The sequence below is a fragment of the Metamycoplasma sualvi genome (assembly GCF_045276925.1).
In the GTDB taxonomy this organism is placed as follows: Bacteria; Bacillota_I; Bacilli_A; order Mycoplasmatales; family Metamycoplasmataceae; genus UBA710.
The window spans coordinates 798,719-824,911 of the sequence record NZ_CP174167.1 but is presented as its reverse complement, the minus strand read 5'-3'; the positions used below and the strand labels follow the sequence as shown (position 1 = coordinate 824,911).

The following is a 26,193-nucleotide window of genomic DNA, read 5'->3' as shown; positions in this document are numbered from 1 at the left end:
AAAACCAGAGATTTCTCCCTGGCTGTCCTTGTAAAATATAAAAAAACCAAAAAAAGGACAACTAAATTATATGAAACTTCAATTTATATTTGAAAAAGAATTAGAAAAAATTAATTTAATCTTTGCGTTAATGAATCAAATATCTGATTCTTCTCAAGAAAACTTTATTCCAAAAATGATGAAAAGATATGAATTCATATCTAACTTAACAAATTATTCTGTTGAAACAATTAGAAAGATGTTTTTAAAACTAAAACGTATTGTTATCATAGAATAAAAAAATATTCTTATAAGATCTATTATTATGATGTAAATATTTATCTTTCTCGACTAAATAACAAAAGAAAAAAATTATCTATAACAAAAGAAGAAAAAGATTTAGCAAAACATCTATTAGTTGCAAAATTAATAAAAACAATAGCCAAAGCAACCGGAAATAAAACTTCTGCCAAAACCTTATCCAAGATAATCAAAGAGAAATTAGGATTATATTATTCTCCAAAGCATTTATATCACTTAATTAGGCAAAATAAAATGAGTGGAGTAACATTAAGAATATTTCCATACCTAAAGCATGGTAAATACTATAAAAAACCCCATAAAATAGGCAAAAAAATCATTGCCACACCCATTGATCAAAGAGATGAAATTATCAATAAAAGAATTAGATATGGTGATGTTGAAGTAGATACTGTAGAAGGAACTAAAACTGATAATAAATATCTTTCTACAATGATTGATCGAAAATCTAGAAGATTATCCATAACTATTTATGAAAATAAACAAAGTGATGAATTTTTAAAAGCAGTAGAAAATAACATCGAAAATATGAATCAAGAAATCAAATCGATTACATCAGACAATGGAACTGAAAATTATGACCTAGTTAAATTAAATATTCCATGATTTTCTACTAATCCATATTCTTCATGGCAAAAAGGAACCATTGAACAAAAACATAAGCAAATAAGAAAATTTATTCCAAAAGGCAAATCTTTCAAAAATTTAACCCAAGATGATTGTGATCTAATTGCACTTGTAATTAATGCAGAAACTTATTTACAAAATACTAGTAAATACAAATTGGGAACCACCGTTACTCAAGAAGAGCTACAAAAATACTTTAAATTATTAGAAAAGAAAGACACCCACCGAATATTTCAACTTTGATAAATATTGTAAAATTATGAAATACAAGGAATTATCGGTATTGAAATTGGTAATTTTATATCTAATTTATTTTTTTTATATAAATTATATAAAAATGTTTTATATATTTAACTTAACTTATGAATCTAAAAAAACTACTTTATTATTTTTAGAAGAAGGTGCTAATAATTGTCCTGTTCTTATAGTTGTTGGTATAGTAAACTCTACTAATATTTCTTGAGTTACTAAGTTATGTTTAATAAAATTATTAGGATCATTTGCTGAAGAAATTGATAATGATAATAATATTTTTGTAGAATCATTAGATAAAGTAGATCAATTAATTGTATATTCAGCTAATGTTAAATTTGTTGGTGCAGTAAAAGTTAAGTTTTCTTTTAATCAATTTAAATTATTGAAATTTTTTAAGAAGTCATTTTTAGTTATACCAGCTTTTGCTGCAATTGTAGGTTTTGCATTATCCATATTTGTAAAATTATTTGTAGCACTTTTTACTTGATTATATAAATCAACATAAGGTTTAGATTGGAATCCAGAAGTTACAGTTGTAGTATATTCTTTTGTTGTTTCAATATCAGGATGAGATACTTGAACTGTTACATTAGCTGTTAATTTATTAATATCTTCATTTGCAAATGAAACATTTGTTACTTTATATACTAAATTGCCCGCTGGTTTTGAAGCTGGTTCAAAATAAATATAATTTGCTGGTTGTTGAATTTCTTCATAAGTTAATTCTTGATTGTTTTTTAAAGTTGGAACCATTTGCAATTCAGCTGCATTTGTAACTAAATTTGGAGAAATTGATAATAAGTTAGCTCAAGTAATTAATCATGTATAACTATTACTATCCAATTGAACTTTAACAGCTACAGCTTGTAAATTATTTGAAGGAATTTTTTGGTTATTTTGATCATATGAAAAAGGAATGAAAGCCGGATCAAAAATTAATTTTTGGATTTGTTTTTTAACAGTTGCAGAAATATTTGAATCTCTTGGTTCTTTTGCTTCTTTTTCTAAACTTTGTACTTCTAATTTTTCTTTAGCAGTTAATTCAGGTAAATATGTTAAATGACCCGCTGTATATTGTGAAGCTAAAAATGTATATATTGGAGATGTTTCTAAAATATCGCCATTTTGAGAGATTTGATAATCTGCTGATGATCAAATATTACCTGCAACAGGAATTGTAAATCCTGAAGAAATTTCTAAATTATGGTTATATTGAAAAGCTGAATTATTTGTTCCATAGAAATTTGTAGTTTCATTTTTGTAAAAAGATGAAGCCATTTCATTATTAAGGTTTAAATTATTAGATGAGTCAGTTGATATTATATTGTTAGATTGAATATTAACATCACTTTCAGAATTAAAATCACTAACACTAATTGCTGTTTCTTTAGTTGAAATAACTTTTAAGTAATTATTTAAAAATAAGTTATGAATTATTTTTGCTGAATGTGAAGCAAAGTTTTGTTTAGATTTTTCTGCAGTAGCAAAAGAAGATTGTGGAATGGTTATATATGGCTTATATTCAGTTGATTTTACATCATTATATGATTTTTGTATACTAATTTGAAATACATAATCATCATTATTACTACTATCATAACCTAAAAGTTTAACATTACTAATATTGTAAGAAACTCCTTGATTGTTTTTTCAAACATTTTCTTGTTTATTAAATGTAAAACCTGCTGGGAATTTAAAAACAGAATTTACTAAAGGTGTTGAACAAATATTATTTAAAAAGAAATTTAGATCATAATCTTTTGGATTAAAAAACAATTCTTTTTGTTCAGTTTCTGTAAAAGCCGTAAAAGATGATGGTTGTGCGTTTGTGGAGCTATTTAAAATTTCTCTTTTTTCACTATCTAAAAAAATGATTGTAGGTAAAGCTAGACCAGCTGCAACGACAACTGTTAATGCCGGAATGCTTCATCCTAAAATTAACTTACCTTTTTTAGTCATGTTCATTACCCTCCCATTCTACAATCCATATTTTTTTAATTTTAACAAAACTATATAAAATTACAATATTTTAAATTACTCTTCTTTTTTAGGGATTTCTCCATGCTCAATGAATGGTTTAGTTAATTTTAAAATTTTTCTTTTTGATAAATTGTATGATTTTAAAATTATGTAATTATTTTTTAAGTATTTATGGTTAGTTAAAATATAATTACCACGATCTTCTTTTGGCGTATTTTTTAAAGCAAGAGCTAACAATTGTAAAACCTGACCATTAACATATGGATTACGCGAAATCATTTTGTTTAATGTTAATGATAATAATTCAATTCTTCTAGAATCCATTTGTTCTGGAATTCATGAATGTCTTCTAATAACTCCGGCAAATTCTTTTGTATATCAAATGCTGTTTGATAATAAAATCATTTGGAAAAACATAAAAATATCTTGATATAAAATTTTGTCATCATCTAAAATAATGTTCATTACTTTAGAAGTTCTTCAAATTTTACCTAAAAATAATGGATAAGTTACTAGAGCTATATTTGTGTCTACATACCCCGGTGTAAAAGGCATAATTAATTTAGATTTAGATATTACATATTTTTGACCATTTCTTTCAATTTTATTTTTAGGAATTATAAACTCATCTTTTAGATCAAATAAATATAAGTCCATATTTAATTCATATAAGTTATTGTAAAAATTATCTAATCAAGCTGATAGAATAACGTCCCCTGATTTAACAATAGTCATATATTCACAATTTATTATTTTATTTTTTAATAAAAAGTTGATAGACATTGGTAATCCAGAATATCCTTCTAAAGAAAATAGTCTACACTCCAATTCTTGTGCCTTAATAAAGTTATTTAAATGATTTGTAAAAATTTTATTAGCATTATCATTCAAAATTATTATTTCATAAAAAAACTTGTCTAAATCTTGTTTCATAACTGAATACAAGGTTTTTTTAGTTTCTTCAAAATTACCATTACAATAAACTATGACTGAAATCTTTTTAATTTTAGTATTCATAAATTTCCTTTTTGTATGAATTTTATATTTAGTAATAAATAATATTTATGTTTAATTTATATAACATTAATAAAATTTATTTCCTTAAATTCTTAAGTAAAATTATTTTAACAAATTTTTAAAATAAAATAAATGTTATCAATATTTAAAATATAATTTGATTAATATGTATGATCATAAACACATTGAAAAAAAATGACAAGAATATTGATTTAAAAATAAAACATTTAAAACTACTGAAAATAAAAACAAAAAATTTTATGTTTTAGATATGTTTCCTTATCCTTCTGGCTCAGGGCTTCATGTTGGTCATCCTGAAGGTTATACTGCAACAGATATTATAGCTAGATATAAAAGATTTAATGGTTTTGATGTACTTCATCCAATAGGATGAGATGCTTTTGGTTTGCCTGCAGAGCAATATGCTATTCAAACTGGTAATAATCCTGCAGATTTTACTAATAAAAATATTGATGTATTTAGAAAACAATTACAATCTTTAGGTTTTTCTTATGATTATGATAAGGAAGTAAATACTACAGATCCAAAATATTACCGTTGAACACAATGAATTTTTGCTCAAATGTATAAAAATAATTTAGCTGAAATAAAAGAGATTGAAGTTAACTGATGTGAACAATTAGGTACAGTTTTGGCTAATGAAGAAGTTTTAACAGATGAAAAGGGTAATAAAGTTAGTGAAAGAGGTAATTTTCCTGTTGTAAAAAAACCAATGAAACAATGAGTGTTAAAAATAACTAATTATGCTGATAAATTATTAGCAGGATTAAATGATGTAAATTGACCTGAATCTTTAATTTCTTTACAAAAAAATTGAATTGGTAAGAAAGAAGAAAATGGAAAAGTAACTTATCATTTAAAAGATTGAGTTTTTGCAAGACAAAGATATTGAGGAGAGCCCTTTCCAATAATGTTTGATGAAAATAACAATGTATATCTAATTGAAGATCTTGTTGAATTACCTGTCATGAATAATATTAAACCATCAGGTGATGGCCAATCTCCTCTTGCTAACAATAAAGAATGAGTTAATGTAGAAAAAAATGGTAAAAAATTTAGAAGAGATACTAATACTATGCCTCAATGAGCAGGTTCTTCTTGATATTATTTGGCTTACATATTGAAAAATGATGATGGTGGTTATACTGATTTAAATTCTCCTGAAGCTTATCAAAGATTTAAAAAATGATTACCTGTTGATTTATATATTGGTGGTCAAGAGCATGCTGTATTACATCTTTTATATGCTAGATTTTGACATAAAGTTTTATATGATTTAAAAATAGTTCCTACTAGTGAACCCTTTTTAAAATTAGTAAACCAAGGAATGATTTTAGGTAAAGATAATCAAAAAATGTCTAAATCCAAAGGAAATGTTGTTAATCCAAATGATATTATTGATCAATTTGGTGCTGATACTTTAAGACTATATGAAATGTTTATGGGACCTTTAGTTGATACAAAACCTTGAAATGATAAAAATTTAGAAGCAACTAGAAAATGATTAGATCGTGTTTGAAGATTATTTGAAAAATTTATTTCTTCAGAAATAAAATTAAATAAAGAATTAAAAAATGAAGAATTAGATTCTATATATCACACAACAATTAAAGAAGTAACTCAATGTATTGAAGATTTAAAATTTAATATTGCTATTTCAAAAATGATGGTTTATATTAATTTCTTATATAAATTAAATGAAATAAATGATGTTAAATATTTTATAGATTTTTTAATTTTATTATCACCATTTGCTCCTCATATTGCTGAAGAATTAATGGAAAAATTACAACAAAAAACTTTAGAAAATCATAAATGACCAATATGAGATGATCAAAAAATTATTAATAAAAATATAACTGTATCAATCCAAGTAAATGGGAAATTAAGATCTACTATTGAATTAGATATTAATTATGATGATGATCAAGCAATAGCTTTAGCTAAATCTATTCCAAATGTAGAAAAACATATTTTAGATAAAAAAATTATTAAAGTTATTCATATAAAAAACAAAATTATTAACTTTGTAGTTAATTAATTTCTTTTTTGCAATTGTAATCACAACACCTAAATTAATTATATTAAGATAAATTAAAATTATCATTAGTTAATGAATCTCTATTTTTTAATATTGATTTTATTTTGAGTATCTAAAATGTCACTACATGATAATTATGAAAAATCTGTTCCTTTTTTCAAAATCTTCTAATAATACCATTTACATGTTCATTCATTCCTCTTTGATAAGAAGCACAGGGTTCACAAAAATAAACATGACATTTTATTCATTTAGCTAGTAAACGATTTTTGAAAATTCAATTCCATTATCAATAGTAATTGATTTCACATATAAATTATTTCTTTTTATTAATTGATAAACTTTTGAATTCAATTTCATAGGATCTTTAGTTTTAATTTTTTCAATAAAGACCATTCTAGTTTTTCTTTCTTGAAAAGTTATAAGATTTTCATAGCCATGTTCTCTTTTTCCGATAATAAGGCCCATTTCTCAATGACCAAATTCGCTTCTACTATCAATCTATTTGGGTCTTGCTCATATAGGAATAACGAATGAATTTGTAAATTTAGAAAATATACCCTTACTTCTTTTTCCGCCTTTGACACATGTCTTTCTTAATAAATCTTTTCTTTTAATGGATCAGCGATTAGATTTAATTCAATTGCATATCTGTCATCAATTTGGTTTGAGAGTATTGATTAGCAATTTATAAAAAGTTGTTTTAATTCCTGAGCATCTTTTATCAAATATCTTAGTAAATTCCTTGGTGTATTCTTTGTATTTTAATAAATACATTGAATGATTGTGCCACCTTCTTTCAATGGTTTTTGCTTGTGCTGTTTTGTGATTATAATAACCATCAAAAGTATTCCTTTTTAATTCAAAAGAAATGGTCGATTTTGATCTTTGCAATATTTTAGCAATCTCAGAAATAGATTTTCTTTCTTAATTAAATAAAATGTCAATCAAAAAGCGTTCATTATGAGACAATTTATTTGGTTTTTTTGACATCCTTTCCACTTTTTTTGGGTTGGAGAGGATTTTTTAATATTAAAAAATCACAATCCAAACTTTAATAATATTAATAATTATTGGTGTTGTGATTGTGATTACAATTTGGGAGAATTTATATAAATAAAATTTATTATCTATATATTAATTAAATAAAGAAACCATTTCACCCATCAAAATATTATTAAAAATAAAAGGATTTTTCATTGCTTTTACTGCTACATCATATGAATTTTTTCCTTGAAGATCACCTGATAAGTATCAAGTCATTTCTTTATTACCACCATACATAGCATACACAATTGATATTGAAATAGGTTTTACTTTATATTTCATAATACCTGTAGTAAGATTGCTTTCTATCTCTTCTACTTGATATTCAATAGTCATATTGCTAATATAATTTGGATCTGGTATTCATCTGTTTGCTTGTGCATTATTTTGAACTTTTTGTTTTCATTGATCTCAATCTAGATTTCACATTCTTTTAAATTGTGATCTTACCATATTTTCTGAAATATGTCTACCTTTTAGTTTCATGTAAAATCTATTGTTAGTTATATCATTTAAAGCTACTTGAGGCATTGTATCTCGTGGTATACTTCCAAAAATATCATATTGTCTTCGATAGATATATTCAGTAATATAAGTTGTTACATGACCAATAGTTGTTTTTGTGTTATCTATAGCAATTCCCATATTATTAGGTGTTGCTCAAGTGCGTAGATTATCTAAATAAGTATCCTGAATTTTAAGATTATCTGTTGAATTTTCAAAACTTAATGTATAAGATTTTTCATTTTGTAAATCTTTTGAGAAGTATCAAACAATATTTGATAAAGTGTTTGTATTAAAAATAATTGTTGTTTTTATGGGAACAATTTTTGCATCTACACTAGTTGATAATTTTAAATCACCAGTAATTTGGATATTAAATTCAACAATAATGTTTTGAATTTTATTAGCATTTGGGAATGTTTCTAAAGCATTAACAGCTGTAATTCATTCTTGACCTAATCAACTAAAAATTTTTGGGAATTGTTGTAATAATTCACTATTATTAAAAATGCCATTTGGATTTAACTCCATTGTAAATGCATTGTTTTCCCCACCAATTTTCTTGATAAAACCATCAATATGAGGATAATCCATATATTCTTTTTTAACTCTACTATTAATTAATTGGATTGCTGAATCTAATACAGTATCTCCTGAAATAGATGAATAACCTAATTCAATTATTTCTCTATTGCCATTTGATCAATTATGTATATCAGATAATTTAGAAAATCTTAATAAATTATCATCACTTAATTGAATTGCAAAAGTTGTTTTTACATTCGCATTTTTATATGAAATTTCTAAACTAATTTGTGATTTTTCAAACACAGGTTTTGCAACTACATTACTAATAAAATCTTTATTATCTAAATCTTTATAATTACTAAAAATGGTTGCTCTATTTAAGTAAATAAAATCTGTTGCTGTAACTTTATTAATTTTATTAATCATATCTATAATAGATTCAGTATTTTGATTTAAATCACCAAAAACTCCACAATCAAAAATTTCTTGATTCAACATCATTGGTCTTAAAATATTTTGACCTTTTTCTATAATTGCTCCACTATTTACATTGTTGTTTAAACCCACAAATAACGTATAAGATGAAAATGGTCTTTCTTGTGAAAAATCAATTAAATATTCTTTATTTTCAATTAAAACTTCCAATTGTTCTGGTTTTACATTTACTAAATTTTCATTTGTAGCATCCTTTGAAATTGAATACACAATTTCCATATTTTGAATTTTTGATGTATCAGTTATATTTTGATTTTTGCTTTTACAATAAGAAATTACATCATTTCAATTATTTTCATTTAAAAAATAGGTTTCTGCAAGTGCATCTAGTTCTGAATTATATTTATATTGAACTGGAATGGTAAATGAAATATAGCTATTTATCTCATCTCTTTTATTCATCCCATCTCTTTTAGTTGCTTTTAAAACTGAATATGATGCATTAATATCTTTGATAAACTTATTTTGTTGTGCATATAAAAATTCAATAACAGAATTTGTTATATCACTAATACTTAGTGATTGTGTTGCAATTGCTTGATTGTCTGCAATATTTCATTTTCTTAATGATGCTATTAAAGATCCACCATTGTTAGATCCGCCTGTTGATCCGCTATTGTTAGATCCGCCTGTTGATCCGCCGTTGTTAGATCCGCCATTGTTAGATCCGCCTGTTGATCCGCCGTTGTTAGATCCGCCATTGTTAGATCCGCCTGTTGATCCGCCATTGTTAGATCCGCCATTGTTGGTAGATTGTGAATTAACAATAGATATAGGAACAACTGTTGCTACTACTCCTGCTATAACTGCTGATCCAGCAATTATTGGAATCATAAGTTTTTTAGCCATAATTTAAATCCTCCTCTAAATAATTGAGAAATTAGAAATTGTTTCTCGAGTACTCAAGTTAAGAGATTCTTTGAAAATTAAATATTAATTAATAGTTTTAGAATTAAATATTAATTAATAATAAATCTCTAACAAATAATTATACAACTTTTTTTGATAAATTTGATAAAATTATACTCTTTATAAAATTACCCAAATGAATACCGATAAATAAAAAAACCAGAGATTTCTCACTGGCTGTCCTTGTAAAATAAATAAACAACAAAAAGGGCACTTCAATTTTTATCTAAAAAAGAATTAGAAAAAATTAATTTTATCTTTACATTAATGAATGAATTATCAGATTCTTCAAAACCAAATTACATCCCGAAAATTATGAAAAGATATGAATTTATCTCAAAAGCAACTAATTATTCTATGGAGACAATAAGAAAGATGTTTTTGAAAACTAAAACGTATTGTTATCATAGAATAAAAAATTATTCTTATAAGATCTATTATTATGATGTAAATATTTATCTACTCTTGACTAAATAAGAAAAGAAAAAAATTAAAGAAAATTAGGAATAAATTTCTATTTCATCGTTGATAAAATTTAAATCATGTCCATTATCAATAAGAGAAAAATGAATGAATTGTTAAATTTATCTAATGATCCTAAAATTGAATTAATTGAAGAAACAAAGAAATCTTATAAAATTAAAATTACTGGAGATAAAGATAAAGTGAAAAAATCATCTTTTGAAAATAAAGTATTAGAGTTTATGTCAGATATGACAGAATTTGTTAAAGAACAAAAAGAATTTAATAATTCAGTAGTTGATTTTATAGAAGAACAAAAGGAATTTAATAATTCAGTAGTTGATTTTATAAAAGAACAAAAGGAATTTAATAAAGAACAAAAGGAATTTAATAATTCAGTAGTTGATTTTATAGAAGAACAAAAAGAGTTTAACAAAGAACAAAAAGAATTCAACCATAAAGTTGATCAAAGACTAAGTGTTCTTGAATCTTTTCATAAAGATGATTTTAGAAGAAATACAAATCATAAAAGATAATTTATTTACAAAGACCTAAAGTAATATTTTTTTAATTATACATAATTTGATAGCAAATAAAAAAGCTCCTAGTTGGGTATAAAGTTATCAAATTAAATACCGATAAATAAAAAAACCAGAGATTTCTCTCTAGCTGTCCTTGTAAAATAAATAAAGACAAAAAGGACACTTCAATTTATATTTGAAAAAGAATTAGAAAAAATTAATTTTATCTTTACATTAATGAATGAATTATCAGATTCTTTATAGAATAAAAAATTATTCTTATAAGATCTATTATTATGATGTAAATATTTATCTTTTGCGACTAAATAATAAAAGAAGAAAATTAATAATAGCAAAAGAAGAAAATTAATAATAGCAAAACATCTATTAGTTGCAAAATTAATAAAAGAATAACTAAAATAATGGGTAACAAGACTTTTGCTAAAGCTTTATCAAAGATAATCAAAAATTTATAAAGTAATTTAAAAAAATTAAATTTTTCCTTTTTTTCTTAAAGTTCTCATTGTTTTAGCAGAAACTAAATATGTTACTTTTTTGTTGTTTTCTAAAATAGTAACTTTTTGTAAATTTAAATTAAATTTTCTTCTTGTTGAATTTAAAGCATGTGAACGATAGTTCCCTGACATTGCTTTTTTTAAGGTTATTTGATCTTGTCTTGCCATAATTTCTCTCCTTGTTTATTTTTCAATCTTGGATTATTAATCTATAAATTTTCAATATTTTTTATATGTTCAATATTATATATGAATAATTAAATTTTTAATTTAAAAATTTTATTTCCTATTTTTATATACTCATCAATCTTATTAGCAAAATTTTGAAAAGCTTCTTCATAAAATGATTGATCATCTAAATTTATTCCACACTCTTTTAAAAGATCTATTGGATCTAATGAACAACCTTTTGATAAAAAGTTATCAATATAATCTTTAATTGCAACTTGTCCTTTTTGTTTATATTGATTAAAAAAGAAATTTGCAACTAAATAACCAATAGAGTATTTATAAACATAAAAGTCATAATAATAATGAGGAACCATTATAGATCCATATAATTGATAATCATTGTATTTTCTTTTTTTATTAGTATATTGAGATATTACTGATTGATATATTGCTTTTAAATCATCAAATGTAGAAATAGATTCACCCTTATCTATTTTGTGGTAAATTTCAAATTCATATTCTGATCACATGGTTTGTTGTTTAACCGTTGAAATGAAATCATTTATTTGTTCTGATAAAATATGAAATTTAAATTTATCATCTTGAGATGTTTGTAATAAATAATCATTTAACATTAATTCATTAAATATAGATGCTATTTCAGCAAGAAAAATAGGGTATTGAGATAAATTATAAGGTTGAGTTTTATCTGAAAAATATGAATGTAAAGAATGACCTATTTCATGAGCTAAAGTAGACACAGAAGATAGTTTTCCATCAAAGTTCATTAGAATATATTTTTTATTTATTCCATATGTTTGACCTATTGAATATGCTCCTGATCTTTTATTATCTACAATACAATAATCAATTCAATTTTCTTTAAACATTTTTTGAATAACAGAAATATATTCATTACCCATAGGTTTTAAAGAAGACAAAACAATTTGTTGCATTTGTTCAATTGAATAATTCATTTGCACATTAACAAGTGGTAATAAGTAGTCTCAATTTTTATATTTTTTCTTATATTTAATTTCAAAGAATTTTTTATGATAATATGAAAATTTATCAAAAAGATGTGAATGTTTTTTCACATTTAAATATAACTTTTGTAATAAATCTTCATTCATTTGATCATCAATTATTAACGATTCAATAGAAGAGTTATATTTTCTTTCCAATGCTCAAACAGAGATATTTTTAATATGTTGGTATAGTAATAATGATAAAGAGTTTTTGTGTTTTAAATATGCTTTTATTCAATTTATTTGAGTAGTTTTTCTAATAGATTCATCTTTATTTAGTAATAATTGATTTCTATTTGAAGGATTAATTTTAATTTTTTTATTAGTTTTAGAAATAGCATAACCATAATCCAATTCACTATTAGTTAATATTGAAAAAATATTATAAGCACTAATATCTGCTTGAGAAATTCTTAAAACAAATTGTTCTACTTCATCAGAAAATTTATATTTTTTTTGTTTCAAAAGATACTCAATATCTTTTTTAAATGGCTGAAATTGTTTTAATGCTAATCATTGTTTTAATTTTTTTTCATGTTGAAAAATTCTGACAGTTTCAGATCCTAATTCTTTACTTAATAAAGAACATTGGTAACTAAATTCATTGTTCAATTTATTAAATTTAGGATCAATAATATTTGTAGAAATTTTATTAGAAATATAATTTGAAATTCGATTAAACAAAACTGTTATTTTTACATGGTCTTTTAAATAATTTAAATATGTTTTTTCGTTTTCATATTTACTATCTTTAATTTTAATTTCGTGCCGATATAAATCAAAAAATTCTTTAATTAATTGTTCTATTGTTTTGTTTTCTAAAATATCTTCTAAATCAAAACGATATTTTTGAGGGACATCTGAATATTTTTTATAATGTTTTATTTTCATTTACATTCCTTTTTCACTAGGAATAATATGAACATGAGTATGAAAAACTACTTGTTTAGCTGACGCTTCATTATTAACAATTAATCGAAAACCATCTACATTTAATTTTTTAATTTCTTTAAGAGCTAATTTTCTAGCAATTTTTATTAAATACAACATATCTTTTTCTTTAATAGTTTTAAAGTTTCTTGAATAAACTTTAGGAACTACCAAAAAATGGCCTGGAGCTTTAGGATTAATATCATAAAAAGCTATAACTCTTTTGTTTTCAAAAAGAATTTTAGCATCTGCTTTTTTATCAATTATTTGTTGAAAAATTGTTTCCATAATTTAATATATTATTCCCGCATCCCGACGATCATTGTCTGTTTTTTTAGTTAAGCCTAAAGATGAAACTAAAGAAGATATTTCATATGATTTTGCTTCCACATTATAATTATTGAATAAATAAAAATCTTGAATATTAGTAAATAAATTAGAATCTGATAAAACAAAGAAATAAACTAATTTTTGTTGTTTTTCAACTGTATTTCAAGGGGTATTTTCAAATGTTCAATATCCTTTACTATATCAATTGTTTCCTCCAATCGATATTGATTCACTTCCTTGTCATAATGGTAAAAATCTTAAATAATAACTAATTCCCAATGATGTAGAATTATCAAATATTTTAATTCCTACTTGAGAATCAGAACCTGAAAATTGATATTGTTTTGCAAATGGATTTTGTTGACTTGATTCATTATTTCCTCAATTAGATATTGTAAAGTTATAATCAAATGAATGTTTTGTGCTTGGTGAACCATTTTTGTTTTGGAATGAATAAGTAAATGCAATAACAATTTCTTTTTCTTCTCCTTTAGCTGGTAAATAAGAAATCGAATTAATTTTTAGTTCTTGAGTAATATTGACATTTACTGATTGAAACACATTATTTGTTGGTGTTATGGTTTTATTATCTCATACAACATCTAAATCATTTATTATAATTGAATGAGATTTTTTACTTGTAGATGTTGATTTAATATTAATGCTTGGAATAGATAATTTATTAGTATTTGATTGAGTAGCATTATATTTTAAAATTTCTTTAATTGCATTTAGTTCAGTAAATGAAAATAACATGCTTGTTGTTGAATCAAATAATCCACCTTTATTATCTCCAAACATTTTTAAATTATCAATATTAGAAGATAAATCTCCTCCTTGATCTGCATTAGCATTAAATTGACAACTATTAAATGCTTGTAATTTTGATATTTGATTAGTTGTATCTTCAGTTGAATCTGGAGCTAATATAGTAGATAATTGTGTATCCTTAGTTGTTGATAAGTTATTAAAGTCTGTGATTGTAGAAATAATAGAAGGAGATAGTGTGCTTGTGGTGTAATCTTCTGCTGCATAAGATCATAATAATTGAGGACTATTTTCTATCATATATTTTTTAAGCATAAAAGTAGAAAAGTCATTTTTTGGTCCTACATATGCTTGTGTATTAATATAATCTACAGATGACATATTTCTAGTCATTTTATTGTAGTTAGTTCCATTTTTAATTAATTGTTCTGTAGAATGTAAGAAATACATTTCACTAATTAATAATTTCAATACATTTTGATAAACTAATGTCCCTCTAGTTGACATTAAGATTTTAAAATCATCTTCTATTATTAATGCACTATTAGTTGAATCTAATCCTGTATATTTTAAACCTGGATTAAAATCTTGAATTGTTAATAAAGTACTTGTATTTTTTGATGAATAAATTGGAATTATTGTATTTAATTCTTGAGATTTTCATGCATTAGCTTTTTCAATAAAATATACTATTGGATTTGTTTTTGTTTCACTATCGCTAGTAGTTTCACTAATTGTAGATTTAAATGAAATATAAAACTTATAAGCTTCTTTAACTAAATTTTCAAATGTAGTTTTTTGTTGTTCTGTTAAAGTTCCATAAACAACATTATTACCTATTTTTGTTTCTTTAGTAATTGGTGTAGATGAGGTGTTTGTAGTTGTTGGTCAAGATAAATTTAATAAATAGTAATTTAAAGTATTTTGAACATTTGATGTTGTTTCTAAACTCTCATTTTGTGCTGCTATAGACTTAGCATATAAGCTAGTAAAAGTAGAAGTTAATCAATTATCCATTAAAGTGTTTTTGGCAGCTTCTGAAGATAGTAATTCAATTTGAGCAGGACGATCAATATCACCTGTTGGTAATACAGCACAAGATGTTGCTAAAAATGGAGAAGCTATAAATGAAGCAGGAATTAATAAAGAAGCAAAAGTCCTTTTAAACATTTTCTTTATCACTATTTACCTCCTTTAATATCACTTCTAGTAGTTTTATTTTCATTAGGTCTTATTAAATTTGTTAATTTTAAGATAAATGTCCCTGATATAGAATCAATAGTTTTAATTACAGCACTATCACCATATTTAGATAATGTTTGGAAAATTGCAATGTTTTCATTATTTGTTGAATCACTAAATGTAGCAAAATCATAAGTTCTTTTTGATTCTACAATTGTTGAAATAGAAGTAGGAATTTGAACTTGAATTTGTGTAATAGTGTCATTTAATGTTAAATTTCATTTTAAATTAACATATTTGTAAAATTCATTATAAATTGATTCAGATTCAGTTTTAGCAGTTGCTTCATTTTTACCACCATTTGTGATTAATTCTTGTTTAATTGCTTCTTTAAATTTAGTTACATTTTGAGTATTGCTTAATAAATCCAAAATAATTAAATTATCATCACTTAATTTACCAAATACTGTAGCTACATCATAATATGTAGAAGCTTCTGAAGCTTCACCTTTATTAATTGTGTTATTTAAATCACTAATAGCCATATTTTTAAAATCATCTGAAGTAAAACTATCAACTTTTTTAGTAAATATTTTTATTCCATCAGCAGATACATATAAGTATGTTCCAGGTTTATTATTTGAAGTATTAGGAGCTGATAATTCATATAAAGTTCAATAACCTACTTGATTTTGAAATAAACTATTTGTTAAATAATTACTTTTAATATTTGCTGTATCACCTATTAAAATACAATTTAACAATTGACCCAAGAATGTAAAATCATTTGTTCCTAATGCTGAAATTGCATTTGTTAATTGTGTATTAAAATCATTAGGATTAATTGCATTTTTAAATTCAAAAGTATTTTCAGTAAAGTTTGATTGAATTAATTTAGCTAATGTTTTTAATTGGCTTGATGCAGTTTTAGTGCCATAATTTAAATTATTTCAATTAGTTTGAACATAAGAATAATTAGTAAAAGTAATTTCATTTGTTGCGCTTGTTGCTATTGAAAATAACAATTTCATAAATATTGAAATAGGGTCACTAGGATTTGGTGTTGTAGATGTTGATGAATTTTTATTTTTATAAATTGAAAATAATGAATTATCTGTATTAGTATCTGTTATTCCTGTATCAGAAGAAGATATTGCAGCTGTTGCAAACATATCTAAAGCTGATTCTTTATAAATTAAAGATGATAAATCTGAAATTTTTGAAGATCCTAAAACATTATTATCTGTAGCAAAAGTTTTAACTAATAAATTATCTTTTTCATTTTCTAATGCATTTGCATCATTAGGATCATTAGATGTATTAATAACATTAGCACCTTTAAAAGAAGTTAATCTACTAATAGGAGCAAAATTTGAAAATGTTTGATTTGAATTTACTATTTGAACTGTAAATAATGAAGTTAGAGCTTCAGAAGTTATTTGGAAAGCTGAAGCATTAGATTCTCCCGGAGTAATTCCTGTTATTGTAAAACTTGATATTAAACCTAAATTAAAGTATTTATTTAATAAAGTGATTAAAGGATTATCTGATTTAGTTGAAGGATTAGTGCTTGTTATTTTAGTAAATGGGTTTCTAAAGCTTGTTGAATAAGATTTAGTTTCAAAAACGGCAATTTGAGTATTGTTAGTAGAATTTATATTTTTAGGTTGCACAACATTTTCATTTGGTGTTAAATATGCTTTTCATATATTAATAGCTTCTTGTTTATTAATAGTTTTCTTTGAACCATCATTTGATGTATAGTCTATTGAGAAATCATCAATTTGCAAGGTACCTGAAGCGAATTGTAAATCAGTAAAGTTTCAAGAATCTGAAGTAATAGAAGCACCTAAATATCTTGCTAATGCAGAGCTTTTTATTTTTTGAGTAACCATATATGCAATAGCTTTTTCTTCTAGTGCAGGTATTGAGGAAGTATTTGCATTTTCGGTTGATTGAGGTCCATAAATAGAATTTGTTTGTAATTCGTTTAATCAATTATTTAATCAATTTTGACCATTATAACCAAAAGCTTTTTCAAAAGTTTTTTTATTATCTTCTAAAATTTTTCTTTGTTCATCTTTAATTTCTGAAAAAGTTTTGTCTAAACTTCCACCAAATTTAGATATATCAGGATTTGCATTATGAATTTTAAAATAAATGGCTTTAAATTTTAAATAAGCTTCTCTTTCTTCATTATATAAATCTTCTAAAACATTTTCATAGAAAATATCATCTCATTTTTGAAAAATAGTAACATTTGTTTTTACAGCATTTACTCTTTCTTCAAATTCTTGATAAGTAACTTCAACTTGTTGATTTGTTATTGGATCTTTATATGTATAAAGAACTTCACCTGAAGCATAAGGTCTATTTAATGCAACTGTACAAGAAGAAAGAGATCATGGAACTGCAATTCCAACTGTCGTTACAGCTAAAACCGCTCCAGCAATAGTTCATTTAGCTCATTTTGATTTTGGGTTTTTTTCAGCATACCCATATTCAATAGAACTATCTGTATTTAAATTAGAAAAAAATGAAGAAGCAGATCTTTTATTTTTATTATCTTTGTTTTTTCTTTCTTTTTGTTTATCTGACATAATACTCCTTCACTATTCTTTATTTATTAGATTTTATTTAAAAATATAATAATAAATAAGAATTTGGAAATTTACTAATAAATTTTACCATATCAATTATTTATTTTAATTTATAAAATTACCAATTTCAATACCGATAATTCCTTGTATTTCATAATTTTACAATATTTATCAAAGTTGAAATATTCGGTGGGTGTCTTTCTTTTCTAATAATTTAAAGTATTTTTGTAGCTCTTCTTGAGTAACGGTGGTTCCCAATTTGTATTTACTAGTATTTTGTAAATAAGTTTCTGCATTAATTACAAGTGCAATTAGATCACAATCATCTTGGGTTAAATTTTTGAAAGATTTGCCTTTTGGAATAAATTTTCTTATTTGCTTATGTTTTTGTTCAATTGAACCTTTTTGTCAAGAAGAATATGGATTAGTAGAAAATCATGGAATATTTAATTTAACTAGGTCATAATTTTCAGTTCCATTGTCTGATGTAATCGATTTGATTTCTTGATTCATATTTTCGATGTTATTTTCTACTGCTTTTAAAAATTCATCACTTTGTTTATTTTCATAAATAGTTATGGATAATCTTCTAGATTTTCGATCAATCATTGTAGAAAGATATTTATTATCAGTTTTAGTTCCTTCTACAGTATCTACTTCAACATCACCATATCTAATTCTTTTATTGATAATTTCATCTCTTTGATCAATGGGTATTGCAATTACTCTTTTGCCTATTTTATGGGGTTTTTTATAGTATTTACCATGCTTTAGGTATGGAAATATTCTTAATGTTACTCCACTCATTTTATTTTGCCTAATTAAGTGATATAAATGCTTTGGAGAATAATATAATCCTAATTTCTCTTTGATTATCTTGGATAAAGTTTTTGCAGAAGTTTTGTTACCCGTTGCTTTAGCTACTGTTCTTATCAATTTAGCAACTTCTAAGTGTTTAGATAAGCAATTTTGTTGTTTTATTATTTCTAATTTTTTTCTCTTATTATTTAATCTATTAAGATAAATATTTGAATCATAATAATATAGTTTATAAGAATAATTTTTTATTTTTTTATAACAATAAGTTTTAGTTTTAAAAAGCATTTTTCTAATTGTTTCAACAGAATAATTTGTTGCTTTTGAGATGAATTCATATCTTTTCATCATTTTTGGAATAAAGTTTTCTTGAGAAGAATCAGATATTTGATTCATTAATGCAAAAATTAAATTAATTTTTTCTAATTCTTTTTCAAATATAAATTGAAGTTTCATATAATTTAGTTGTCCTTTTCGGTTTTTTTATATTTTACAAGGACAGCCAGGGAGAAATCTCTGGTTTTTTATTTATCGGTATTTAATTTGGTAAATTTATAATTTATTTTAATTTGTAAATATAATATAATGTTTTTATGAATAGTGCTAATGAAAACAATGAAAAAATTTTGGCTATTTTTCATAATAAATGTGAAGAATTAGGACTTTGATACTCTTTGTCAAATTTATCTTTATTAAAAACAAAATCTGATGCTGTTAAAAATGATAATAATATTGTTGAAGTAATGATGAAAATTGAGGATTATAATCAATTTTTAAAAGTTAATCATGATCATTTAATTGATAATTTAACAAGAAATGATTATTATTATACCTCTCCATTTTTTTTTATAGAAGATTTGTCTTCGATTATTAAAATCAATTTAATTATTAGAGCTAATGTAAAAAAAACTGAAAAAATTTATACTAGAAAAAATTTGTTAAGACAAAAAATAGGATATTATAAATCAATAAAAAAAGCAAAGAATTTTATTTCATTTTGCAATAAGTTATGATTTGGCTTTTTTAATTGGTTTTATAGTTATTTAACTTGATATGAAATAAGTTCTAATATTTATGACAATGAAAATTTTCAAGGATATTTTGTTGTAGATTCTTTTCAATTAAATGTAAATCTTAATTGAATCCCTTCTTTAACAATGAAAAGAATTCCAGTTCAATATGGAAATATTACAACATATCTACCAGAAGAGTGGGAAGTATTATTAATTAAAAGATATGGTGCAGATTGAAAAGAAAATCCTATTTTAGAAAGAAAAATGAAATTTAATTTTATTTTTGATGATTTTATTAAGCATTAACTTCTTTAGGAATAGTAACAAATTTTAAATCATCTAAATATTGAATTGAGATGCAAACATAAGGACTTCTTCTTTTTGTTTTGTAAAAATAACTTTTAACTCTTTCTTGAATATATTTTTTCAATTTAGAAGAAGTTCAATCATTAGAATTTTTTATTGTAAATAAAACTAAACCATGGACTATTCTTCTAATATCACTTATGATGTCTGTAGAAGATTTTACATATAGTGTTCCTCTTGTGATAATTTTTGTTCTACCTACAATATCTGCTTTTTCTTTATCAATTAATAAAGAAATATAAACAAATCCATTTTCTCCTAATTGCTCTCTTTCATTAATTAATTTAGTATTTTTAGCAGAAGCAATTTCACCGTCAATATAAATAGGATTTGAAACTATTTTGTCATTAGTTTTAAAAATCTTTCTATCAAGCATTTCATAAACTTCACCATGAGATGCTATAACAATATTATCAGGATTTACACCGGCTTTTTCGGCAGTTCTTCCATGAACCACTGACATTCTAAATTCTCCATGATATGGAAAAAAATATGTTGGTTTAGTTAATTCAAAAATTTTTCTATGTTCTTCTTGATAAGCATGACCTGAAGTATGTAAATAACCATCGATTTTATTTTCTTTAATGTTGGCTCCTAATTTATATAAATCATTAATTAATAGTTCTATTTTTATTCTATTTCCTGGAATAGGAGAAGAAGAGAAAATTATTAAGTCATTATGTTTAATACTAATTTGTGGATGTTTGCCTTCCGCCATTTTAGCAAGACCTGCTAATGCTTCTCCTTGAGAACCAGTTGTTAAAATTAATAATTCATTATCATCATATTTTGATACATGTTTTTTATCAATAAAAATAGAATCATCTACATCAATGTATCCTAATTGTCTTGCTATATTAATTCCGTTAACCATTGAATGTCCAAAAGCAACAACTTTTTTATTCATTTCTTGAGCTATTTTAATAATTGCACTAATTCTTGACATATTTGAAGCAAAAGCTGTAATGATAATCTTTTTAGGAGCTTGCTCCATATATTCACGAATCGCTTTTAAAATATCTTTTTCACTTGGTGAATGATAAGGTCTCATGGCATTAGTAGAATCTGAAAATAAAACTGTTAAATCTTCTTGGCCAATTTGTTCTAATTTCGTAAAATCTGGATATGAACCTATCGGAGTATAATCAATTCTAAAATCTCCTGTAAAAAACATAGAACCATTTCTATTAGTAAATCTAATTCCATAAGCATCAGGAATAGAATGTTGAGCTGATCAAAAATCAACTTTCATATCGCCAAAAGTTAAAACTAAATTTTTGTCAATCTCTATTCATTCAATGTTAGTTTTAATTTTTCTTTCATCTAATTTAAATTTAATGTAAGAAATTCCTACTGATGGAGCAACAATTCTTTTAATATTACAATTTTGAACTAAATATGCTATTCCACCCATATGATCTTCGTGACCATGTGTTAAAAATAACCCTTGAATTCTTTCTTCATTATCAATTAAATATTGGTAGTCCGGAATTATTCCTTTAATACCTGTTAAAGATCCATTAGCAAATTGAATTCCGGCATCAACAATAAATATTTGATCATCATGTTCAATAACAGCTGTGGATTTACCTATTTCTTGAAATCCACCTAAACCAAAAAATCTAGTTCCTTTTTTATTCATAAAAATCCTTATATTAAATTTATAATTATTATTAATTTGTGATGTATGTTTAATTCTTAAACATTTATTAACATCATATTATATAAAAATTTTGTAATAATAAAATAATAAATTTTAAATAATTATTCATTGTATGAATTAATTAACTCTTTTGCTTTTGCAAGTTCTACACTAAAGAATGAAGTAACTCCTCTTTTTTGCATTGTTGCACCAAAAAGAGCATCTACACGTGACATTGTTCCATGACGGTGAGTAATAACAATAAATTGAGTATCTTGTTTCAATTTTTGTAAAAATTCTGCAAAACGAACAACATTAGCTTCATCTAAAGCTGCTTCCACTTCATCTAAGATACATAATGGTAATGGTTTTGCTTTAATAATTGCAAATAATAATGAAATTGCTATTAAAGATTTTTCTCCACCTGAGAATAATTTTAAATTTTGAATTGATTTTCCTGGAGGTTGTGCTTTAATATCTATTCCAGATTCTAAAGGATCGTTTGAATCTAATAAGAATATTCTTGCTTCTCCTCCTCCAAACATTTCTTTAAATACTAGATTAAATTCTTCATTAACAATATCCATTGTGTTGTTAATTCTAGAAATAATTATTTTATCCATCTCGGCAATTGCTTCATTAATAATTCTTTTAGCTTCTTCCAACTCTACTTTATCTTTGTAAATATCATTATGTCTTTCTTTAATTTCTTGATACATTTGAATTGCATCTAGATTAACATTTCCTAATTCTGAAATTTCAGTTTTCAATGTAGATACAATTTGTCTTGATTCTTCAATTGATTTAGTTAATTTGAAATTCTCTCTTGCTGAATCAAATGTTAAATGATAATGTTCAGACAATCTCTTATTAGCATCATTAATGTAGAAATCCGCTTTTGTTTTTTCAGTTGCTTTGTCTGAAAAAGATTCAATTATTAATCTTAAAGATTTTTCTAATTCTTTTTTAGATTTTTGTAATTGATTGATTACATTAGTTAATTGTTCTAATTTATCTTTTTTAGATTTAATTGTTGCACTTAATGATGATTTTTTATCACGGTAATTATTTAATTCAACATCTATTGATTGAATATTACTTTCTTTAAATTTTTCTTGTGAATGAGATTCATAATCAATTTTTAAAGAAGAAAATTTTTCCTTAATACTAATTAGTTTTTCATTATTTTTTACAAATTCTATAGTTAATTGGTCTATATATGATTGTCTTTCTCCTTTTAGACTTTCTAATTTAGATATATCTTGAGAAGCCAATAAAACAATTTCTTCTAATTGAGGAATAATATTTTTAATTTGTTCTATTTGATTTTCAATTCCTAAAATATTAGAATTTTGTTTAGTTCCACCAGTCATAATACCACCAGGTCTAATTAAATCTCCATCTAATGAAACTACTAAATATTTTTTATCAACTAAATGAGAAATCTCATTTGCAATTTTAATATCTTCTACAACAATTACATTGCCTAGCAAGAAATTAACAAGTACATCAAATTTTGGGTCTATCGAAACTAAATCTGATGCTATACCAATAAACCCTGAGTGAGTTCTTATTTTAACTAGATATTCTGATTTAATTTCTTTAGAACTAATCGAAGATAGAGGAATAAAGGTTGCTCTACCTCCATTGTTATCTTTTAAAAATTCAATAATTTTTACTGCTGTTTCTGAATCTTCTACAACAATATGTTGTACTGCATTTTGCAAAATAGAATCCATTGCTAAAATATATTTTTCTGGGATAGAAATTAAATCAGCAACTGTACCAAACATTTTATTTTTAAATAAAGTTCCATTATCTAATACAGTTTTTGTTCCTTTAAATAAATTTGATTTAGAATCTTTATAATCATTTAAAACATCTAATTTAGATTTTGCTTTCATTAATTTTGTTTTTGATGAATTTTCTCTCATTCTTAATTCAGCAACCTGCATCTCTATTTTTTCTATTTCTCTTCTTTTAATTCCAAGTTCTTCAGATGTTTTATCTTTTCATGATTCTAAATGATTAATTTGAGATGATAAAGACTCTAATTCTTTTTTTAATGCATTAATTCTTTCATGAGATGCTGTAGAAATTTGACCAGAAATAATCATTTCTCTTCTCATCTCTTCATTTTTAAATTGAATTTCTAATGCTTGTAATTTTTCATTAATTTGATCTAATTCTTTAGATAATTCAATTACTTCTTCATCTAAATTCTTTTTATATTCCAAATTATCATTTAATTTTTGTTCATCAATTTGAATTTTTTGTTCTAAGTCTTCTTTTGTTTCTTGAAAACCATCAATTTCATTTTTTAAAATTTCTACTCTTTCTTTGTAATGTAATAAATCATTAACTAACAGAGCAACTTCTACTTCTTTTAATTCATTTGATTTAGCAATATAAATCTGAGCTTTTTCAGATTGTTTTTCTAATGGTTTTAATTGTTTTTCTAATTCTTCTACAACAGTATTAACTTTATCTAAAGTTTCAGTAGTTTTTTCTAGTTTTCTTAAAGCTTCTACTTTTTTAGATTTATATTTTGATGTTCCTGCTGCATCTTCAATTATTCCCCTTCTTTGTTCAGGAGTTGCTTGAGCAATATCACTAACTGTACCTTGAGATATTATTGCTAAAGAAGATTTTGATATTCCAGATTCATATGCAATATCTCTAATATCTTTAAATCTAACAACTTGATCATTAATGAAATAAGTATTATTTCCCTTACCTCTTTCTAAAACTCTAGAAATAGTAAATATTTTATGAGGAATTGAAACTTCACCATCACTATTATCAAAAGTTAGAGTCACTATAGATTTATCCATAGGTTTTTCTGTTTTAGAACCTGAAAAGATAACATCATCCATTGTATCTCCACGAAGAGCTTTGGATGATTGTTCACCTAATACTCATCTAATAGCATCATTAATGTTAGATTTACCAGACCCATTAGGACCTACTATTCCAACAACACCACCATCAAATGACAATGAAATTTTATCTGCAAATGATTTAAATCCTTCAGCTTCTACTTTAATCAGCTTCATATTGCCCCTCATTAAATATTTCTTTTTATTTTAATAAATAATTATAAACAATTAAAAATTAAATCATTTATTAACTTATAATAAATATTTTTTATATTATTATATATAAACATATTATGATTAAATATTCAATTATTATTCCTCATTTTAATAGACCTGATCTTATTATCAATGGAATTAATTCTTTTAAGAATTTAAAAGATAAAGAAATAATAATCATTGATGCAATGTCAAGTCATGAAAACATTGAAAAATTACAAAATAATTTAAAGTTAATTGATTCACAACAAAATATAAATTTAATTTTATCTAATGAAAGATTAAGCAATTCATCAGCAAGAAACAAAGGTCTTTCTTTAGCAAAAGGAAAATGAGTTTACTTTATTGATGATGATGATGAAGCTAGAGAGAAATTTATTAAGTTTTTAAATAAAGACAAATTAAAACCAAAATATGATTTTTACAGATTTCCCAATATTGAAAAAAAGAATAAAAAATTTAAATCAATTATTCTTAAAATATCTCCTTGAAATAATAGATATTCTACTCAAGTTTCTACGTTTTTATTTAATAAAGATTTTTTATTAAAAAAGGATATTTGCTTTAATCCTCGTTATTGTTATGCTGAAGATCGTTTTTTTATAATGGTTTTATTTAGTCAATCAAATGTTAAACATAAATATATTCATATTTTTTCTTTTGATTATAATATTTTTTCTTCAATTAATAGTTTGATGAGAAAAGAATATTTAACTCCAAAAGACAATTTAGAAATAATTGATGCTATATTAGCATCTAATTATAAAAATAAAAAAGCAATTAGTTTGGAAATTTTACTATCTGATTTTTTTTCGTTATTTTTGAAAAAAATGTATAAGAATAAAAGTGAGTCATTAAAAATATATAAAGAATATATGAAAAAAATATCTCCTGGGATAATTACTTGAATAAAGTTGGATGCAGCATCTAAATGTTTATATTTTTTATATTTAATTAAAAGTATTAAAAAATCTTAATGTATCATTATATTATGATTAAATATTCAATTATTATTCCTCATTTTAATAGA

General features: G+C 24.0%; 19 protein-coding genes. 6 read left to right on the top strand and 13 right to left on the bottom strand.

What is annotated here, in order from left to right; all coding sequences use genetic code 4:
* Positions 1-70 precede the first annotated feature (70 nt).
* Both ACJA29_RS03880 and ACJA29_RS03875 read left to right on the top strand, forming a co-directional pair.
* Positions 71-277, top strand: coding sequence for a hypothetical protein (locus ACJA29_RS03880; RefSeq protein WP_406602573.1), 207 nt, complete (start codon positions 71-73; stop codon positions 275-277).
* Entirely contained in the window at positions 274-1,173 is a 900-nt protein-coding gene (locus tag ACJA29_RS03875; protein WP_406602985.1) for an IS30 family transposase, read from the top strand. Before ACJA29_RS03880 ends, ACJA29_RS03875 begins: the two co-directional genes overlap by 4 nt.
* 114 nt (positions 1,174-1,287) lie before the next feature.
* Here the strand turns inward: ACJA29_RS03875 and ACJA29_RS03870 are convergent, their stop codons facing one another.
* Together ACJA29_RS03870 and ACJA29_RS03865 are read right to left on the bottom strand one after the other, a co-directional pair.
* Positions 1,288-3,141: a hypothetical protein gene (locus ACJA29_RS03870; protein ID WP_406602572.1), complete on the bottom strand. Its 1,854-nt coding sequence runs from the start codon at positions 3,139-3,141 to the stop codon at positions 1,288-1,290.
* A gap of 75 nt (positions 3,142-3,216) precedes the next feature.
* Positions 3,217-4,179, bottom strand: a complete 963-nt coding sequence (locus ACJA29_RS03865; RefSeq protein WP_406602571.1) for a hypothetical protein — start codon at positions 4,177-4,179, stop codon at positions 3,217-3,219.
* Between the two features lie 166 nt (positions 4,180-4,345).
* Here ACJA29_RS03865 and ACJA29_RS03860 point away from each other — a divergent pair, with 166 nt between their 5' ends.
* Positions 4,346-6,241: a class I tRNA ligase family protein gene (locus ACJA29_RS03860; protein WP_406602570.1), complete on the top strand. Its 1,896-nt coding sequence runs from the start codon at positions 4,346-4,348 to the stop codon at positions 6,239-6,241.
* A 255-nt stretch (positions 6,242-6,496) separates the two neighbouring features.
* Here ACJA29_RS03860 and ACJA29_RS03855 read toward each other — a convergent pair whose 3' ends face one another.
* The 3 genes from ACJA29_RS03855 to ACJA29_RS03845 form a co-directional block, all read right to left on the bottom strand.
* Positions 6,497-6,709: a hypothetical protein gene (locus ACJA29_RS03855; RefSeq protein ID WP_406602569.1), complete on the bottom strand. Its 213-nt coding sequence runs from the start codon at positions 6,707-6,709 to the stop codon at positions 6,497-6,499.
* Positions 6,710-6,742: 33 nt separating this feature from the next.
* Entirely contained in the window at positions 6,743-7,156 is a 414-nt protein-coding gene (locus ACJA29_RS03850) for a hypothetical protein (RefSeq protein WP_406602984.1), read from the bottom strand.
* A gap of 222 nt (positions 7,157-7,378) precedes the next feature.
* Positions 7,379-9,664, bottom strand: a complete 2,286-nt coding sequence (locus ACJA29_RS03845; RefSeq protein ID WP_406602568.1) for a hypothetical protein — start codon at positions 9,662-9,664, stop codon at positions 7,379-7,381.
* A 602-nt stretch (positions 9,665-10,266) separates the two neighbouring features.
* Between ACJA29_RS03845 and ACJA29_RS03840 the strand changes: the two genes are divergently transcribed.
* The gene (locus tag ACJA29_RS03840; protein ID WP_406602567.1) at positions 10,267-10,722 is read left to right on the top strand and encodes a hypothetical protein; all 456 of its coding nucleotides are present in this window, start codon (positions 10,267-10,269) and stop codon (positions 10,720-10,722) included.
* A 476-nt stretch (positions 10,723-11,198) separates the two neighbouring features.
* On the opposite strand, the gene rpmB is transcribed toward ACJA29_RS03840, so the two are convergent.
* The 6 genes from rpmB to ACJA29_RS03810 all read right to left on the bottom strand — a co-directional run bounded on the left by rpmB (position 11,199) and on the right by ACJA29_RS03810 (position 19,503).
* Positions 11,199-11,390 carry a 50S ribosomal protein L28 gene (rpmB, locus tag ACJA29_RS03835; RefSeq protein ID WP_406602328.1) on the bottom strand — a complete coding sequence of 64 codons (192 nt, stop codon included), beginning with the start codon at positions 11,388-11,390 and terminating at the stop codon, positions 11,199-11,201.
* Positions 11,391-11,479: 89 nt separating this feature from the next.
* Positions 11,480-13,312 carry an oligoendopeptidase F gene (gene pepF / locus ACJA29_RS03830; RefSeq protein ID WP_406602566.1) on the bottom strand — a complete coding sequence of 611 codons (1,833 nt, stop codon included), beginning with the start codon at positions 13,310-13,312 and terminating at the stop codon, positions 11,480-11,482.
* A complete protein-coding gene (hinT, locus tag ACJA29_RS03825; RefSeq protein ID WP_406602565.1) occupies positions 13,313-13,639 on the bottom strand; it encodes a histidine triad protein HinT in 327 nt (108 codons plus the stop codon).
* Positions 13,640-13,642: 3 nt separating this feature from the next.
* Complete coding sequence (locus tag ACJA29_RS03820; RefSeq protein ID WP_406602564.1) at positions 13,643-15,631, bottom strand: hypothetical protein; 1,989 nt, start codon at positions 15,629-15,631, stop codon at positions 13,643-13,645.
* Complete coding sequence (locus ACJA29_RS03815) at positions 15,631-18,231, bottom strand: HinT-interacting membrane complex protein P80 (protein WP_406602563.1); 2,601 nt, start codon at positions 18,229-18,231, stop codon at positions 15,631-15,633. The genes ACJA29_RS03820 and ACJA29_RS03815 overlap by 1 nt, the downstream gene beginning before the upstream one ends.
* Positions 18,232-18,399: 168 nt before the next feature.
* On the bottom strand, positions 18,400-19,503 hold the full coding sequence (locus tag ACJA29_RS03810; protein WP_406602336.1) for an IS30 family transposase: 1,104 nt from the start codon (positions 19,501-19,503) through the stop codon (positions 18,400-18,402).
* 137 nt (positions 19,504-19,640) lie between these two features.
* Between ACJA29_RS03810 and ACJA29_RS03805 the strand changes: the two genes are divergently transcribed.
* The gene (locus tag ACJA29_RS03805; protein ID WP_406602562.1) at positions 19,641-20,366 is read left to right on the top strand and encodes a hypothetical protein; all 726 of its coding nucleotides are present in this window, start codon (positions 19,641-19,643) and stop codon (positions 20,364-20,366) included.
* On the opposite strand, the gene ACJA29_RS03800 is transcribed toward ACJA29_RS03805, so the two are convergent.
* Entirely contained in the window at positions 20,356-22,068 is a 1,713-nt protein-coding gene (locus tag ACJA29_RS03800) for a ribonuclease J (RefSeq protein WP_406602561.1), read from the bottom strand. The genes ACJA29_RS03805 and ACJA29_RS03800 overlap by 11 nt on opposite strands.
* Before the next feature lie 122 nt (positions 22,069-22,190).
* Positions 22,191-25,124: an AAA family ATPase gene (locus tag ACJA29_RS03795; RefSeq protein WP_406602560.1), complete on the bottom strand. Its 2,934-nt coding sequence runs from the start codon at positions 25,122-25,124 to the stop codon at positions 22,191-22,193.
* Positions 25,125-25,240: 116 nt separating this feature from the next.
* Here ACJA29_RS03795 and ACJA29_RS03790 point away from each other — a divergent pair, with 116 nt between their 5' ends.
* The gene (locus ACJA29_RS03790; protein WP_406602559.1) at positions 25,241-26,140 is read left to right on the top strand and encodes a glycosyltransferase family 2 protein; all 900 of its coding nucleotides are present in this window, start codon (positions 25,241-25,243) and stop codon (positions 26,138-26,140) included.
* Positions 26,141-26,193: the final 53 nt, after the last annotated feature.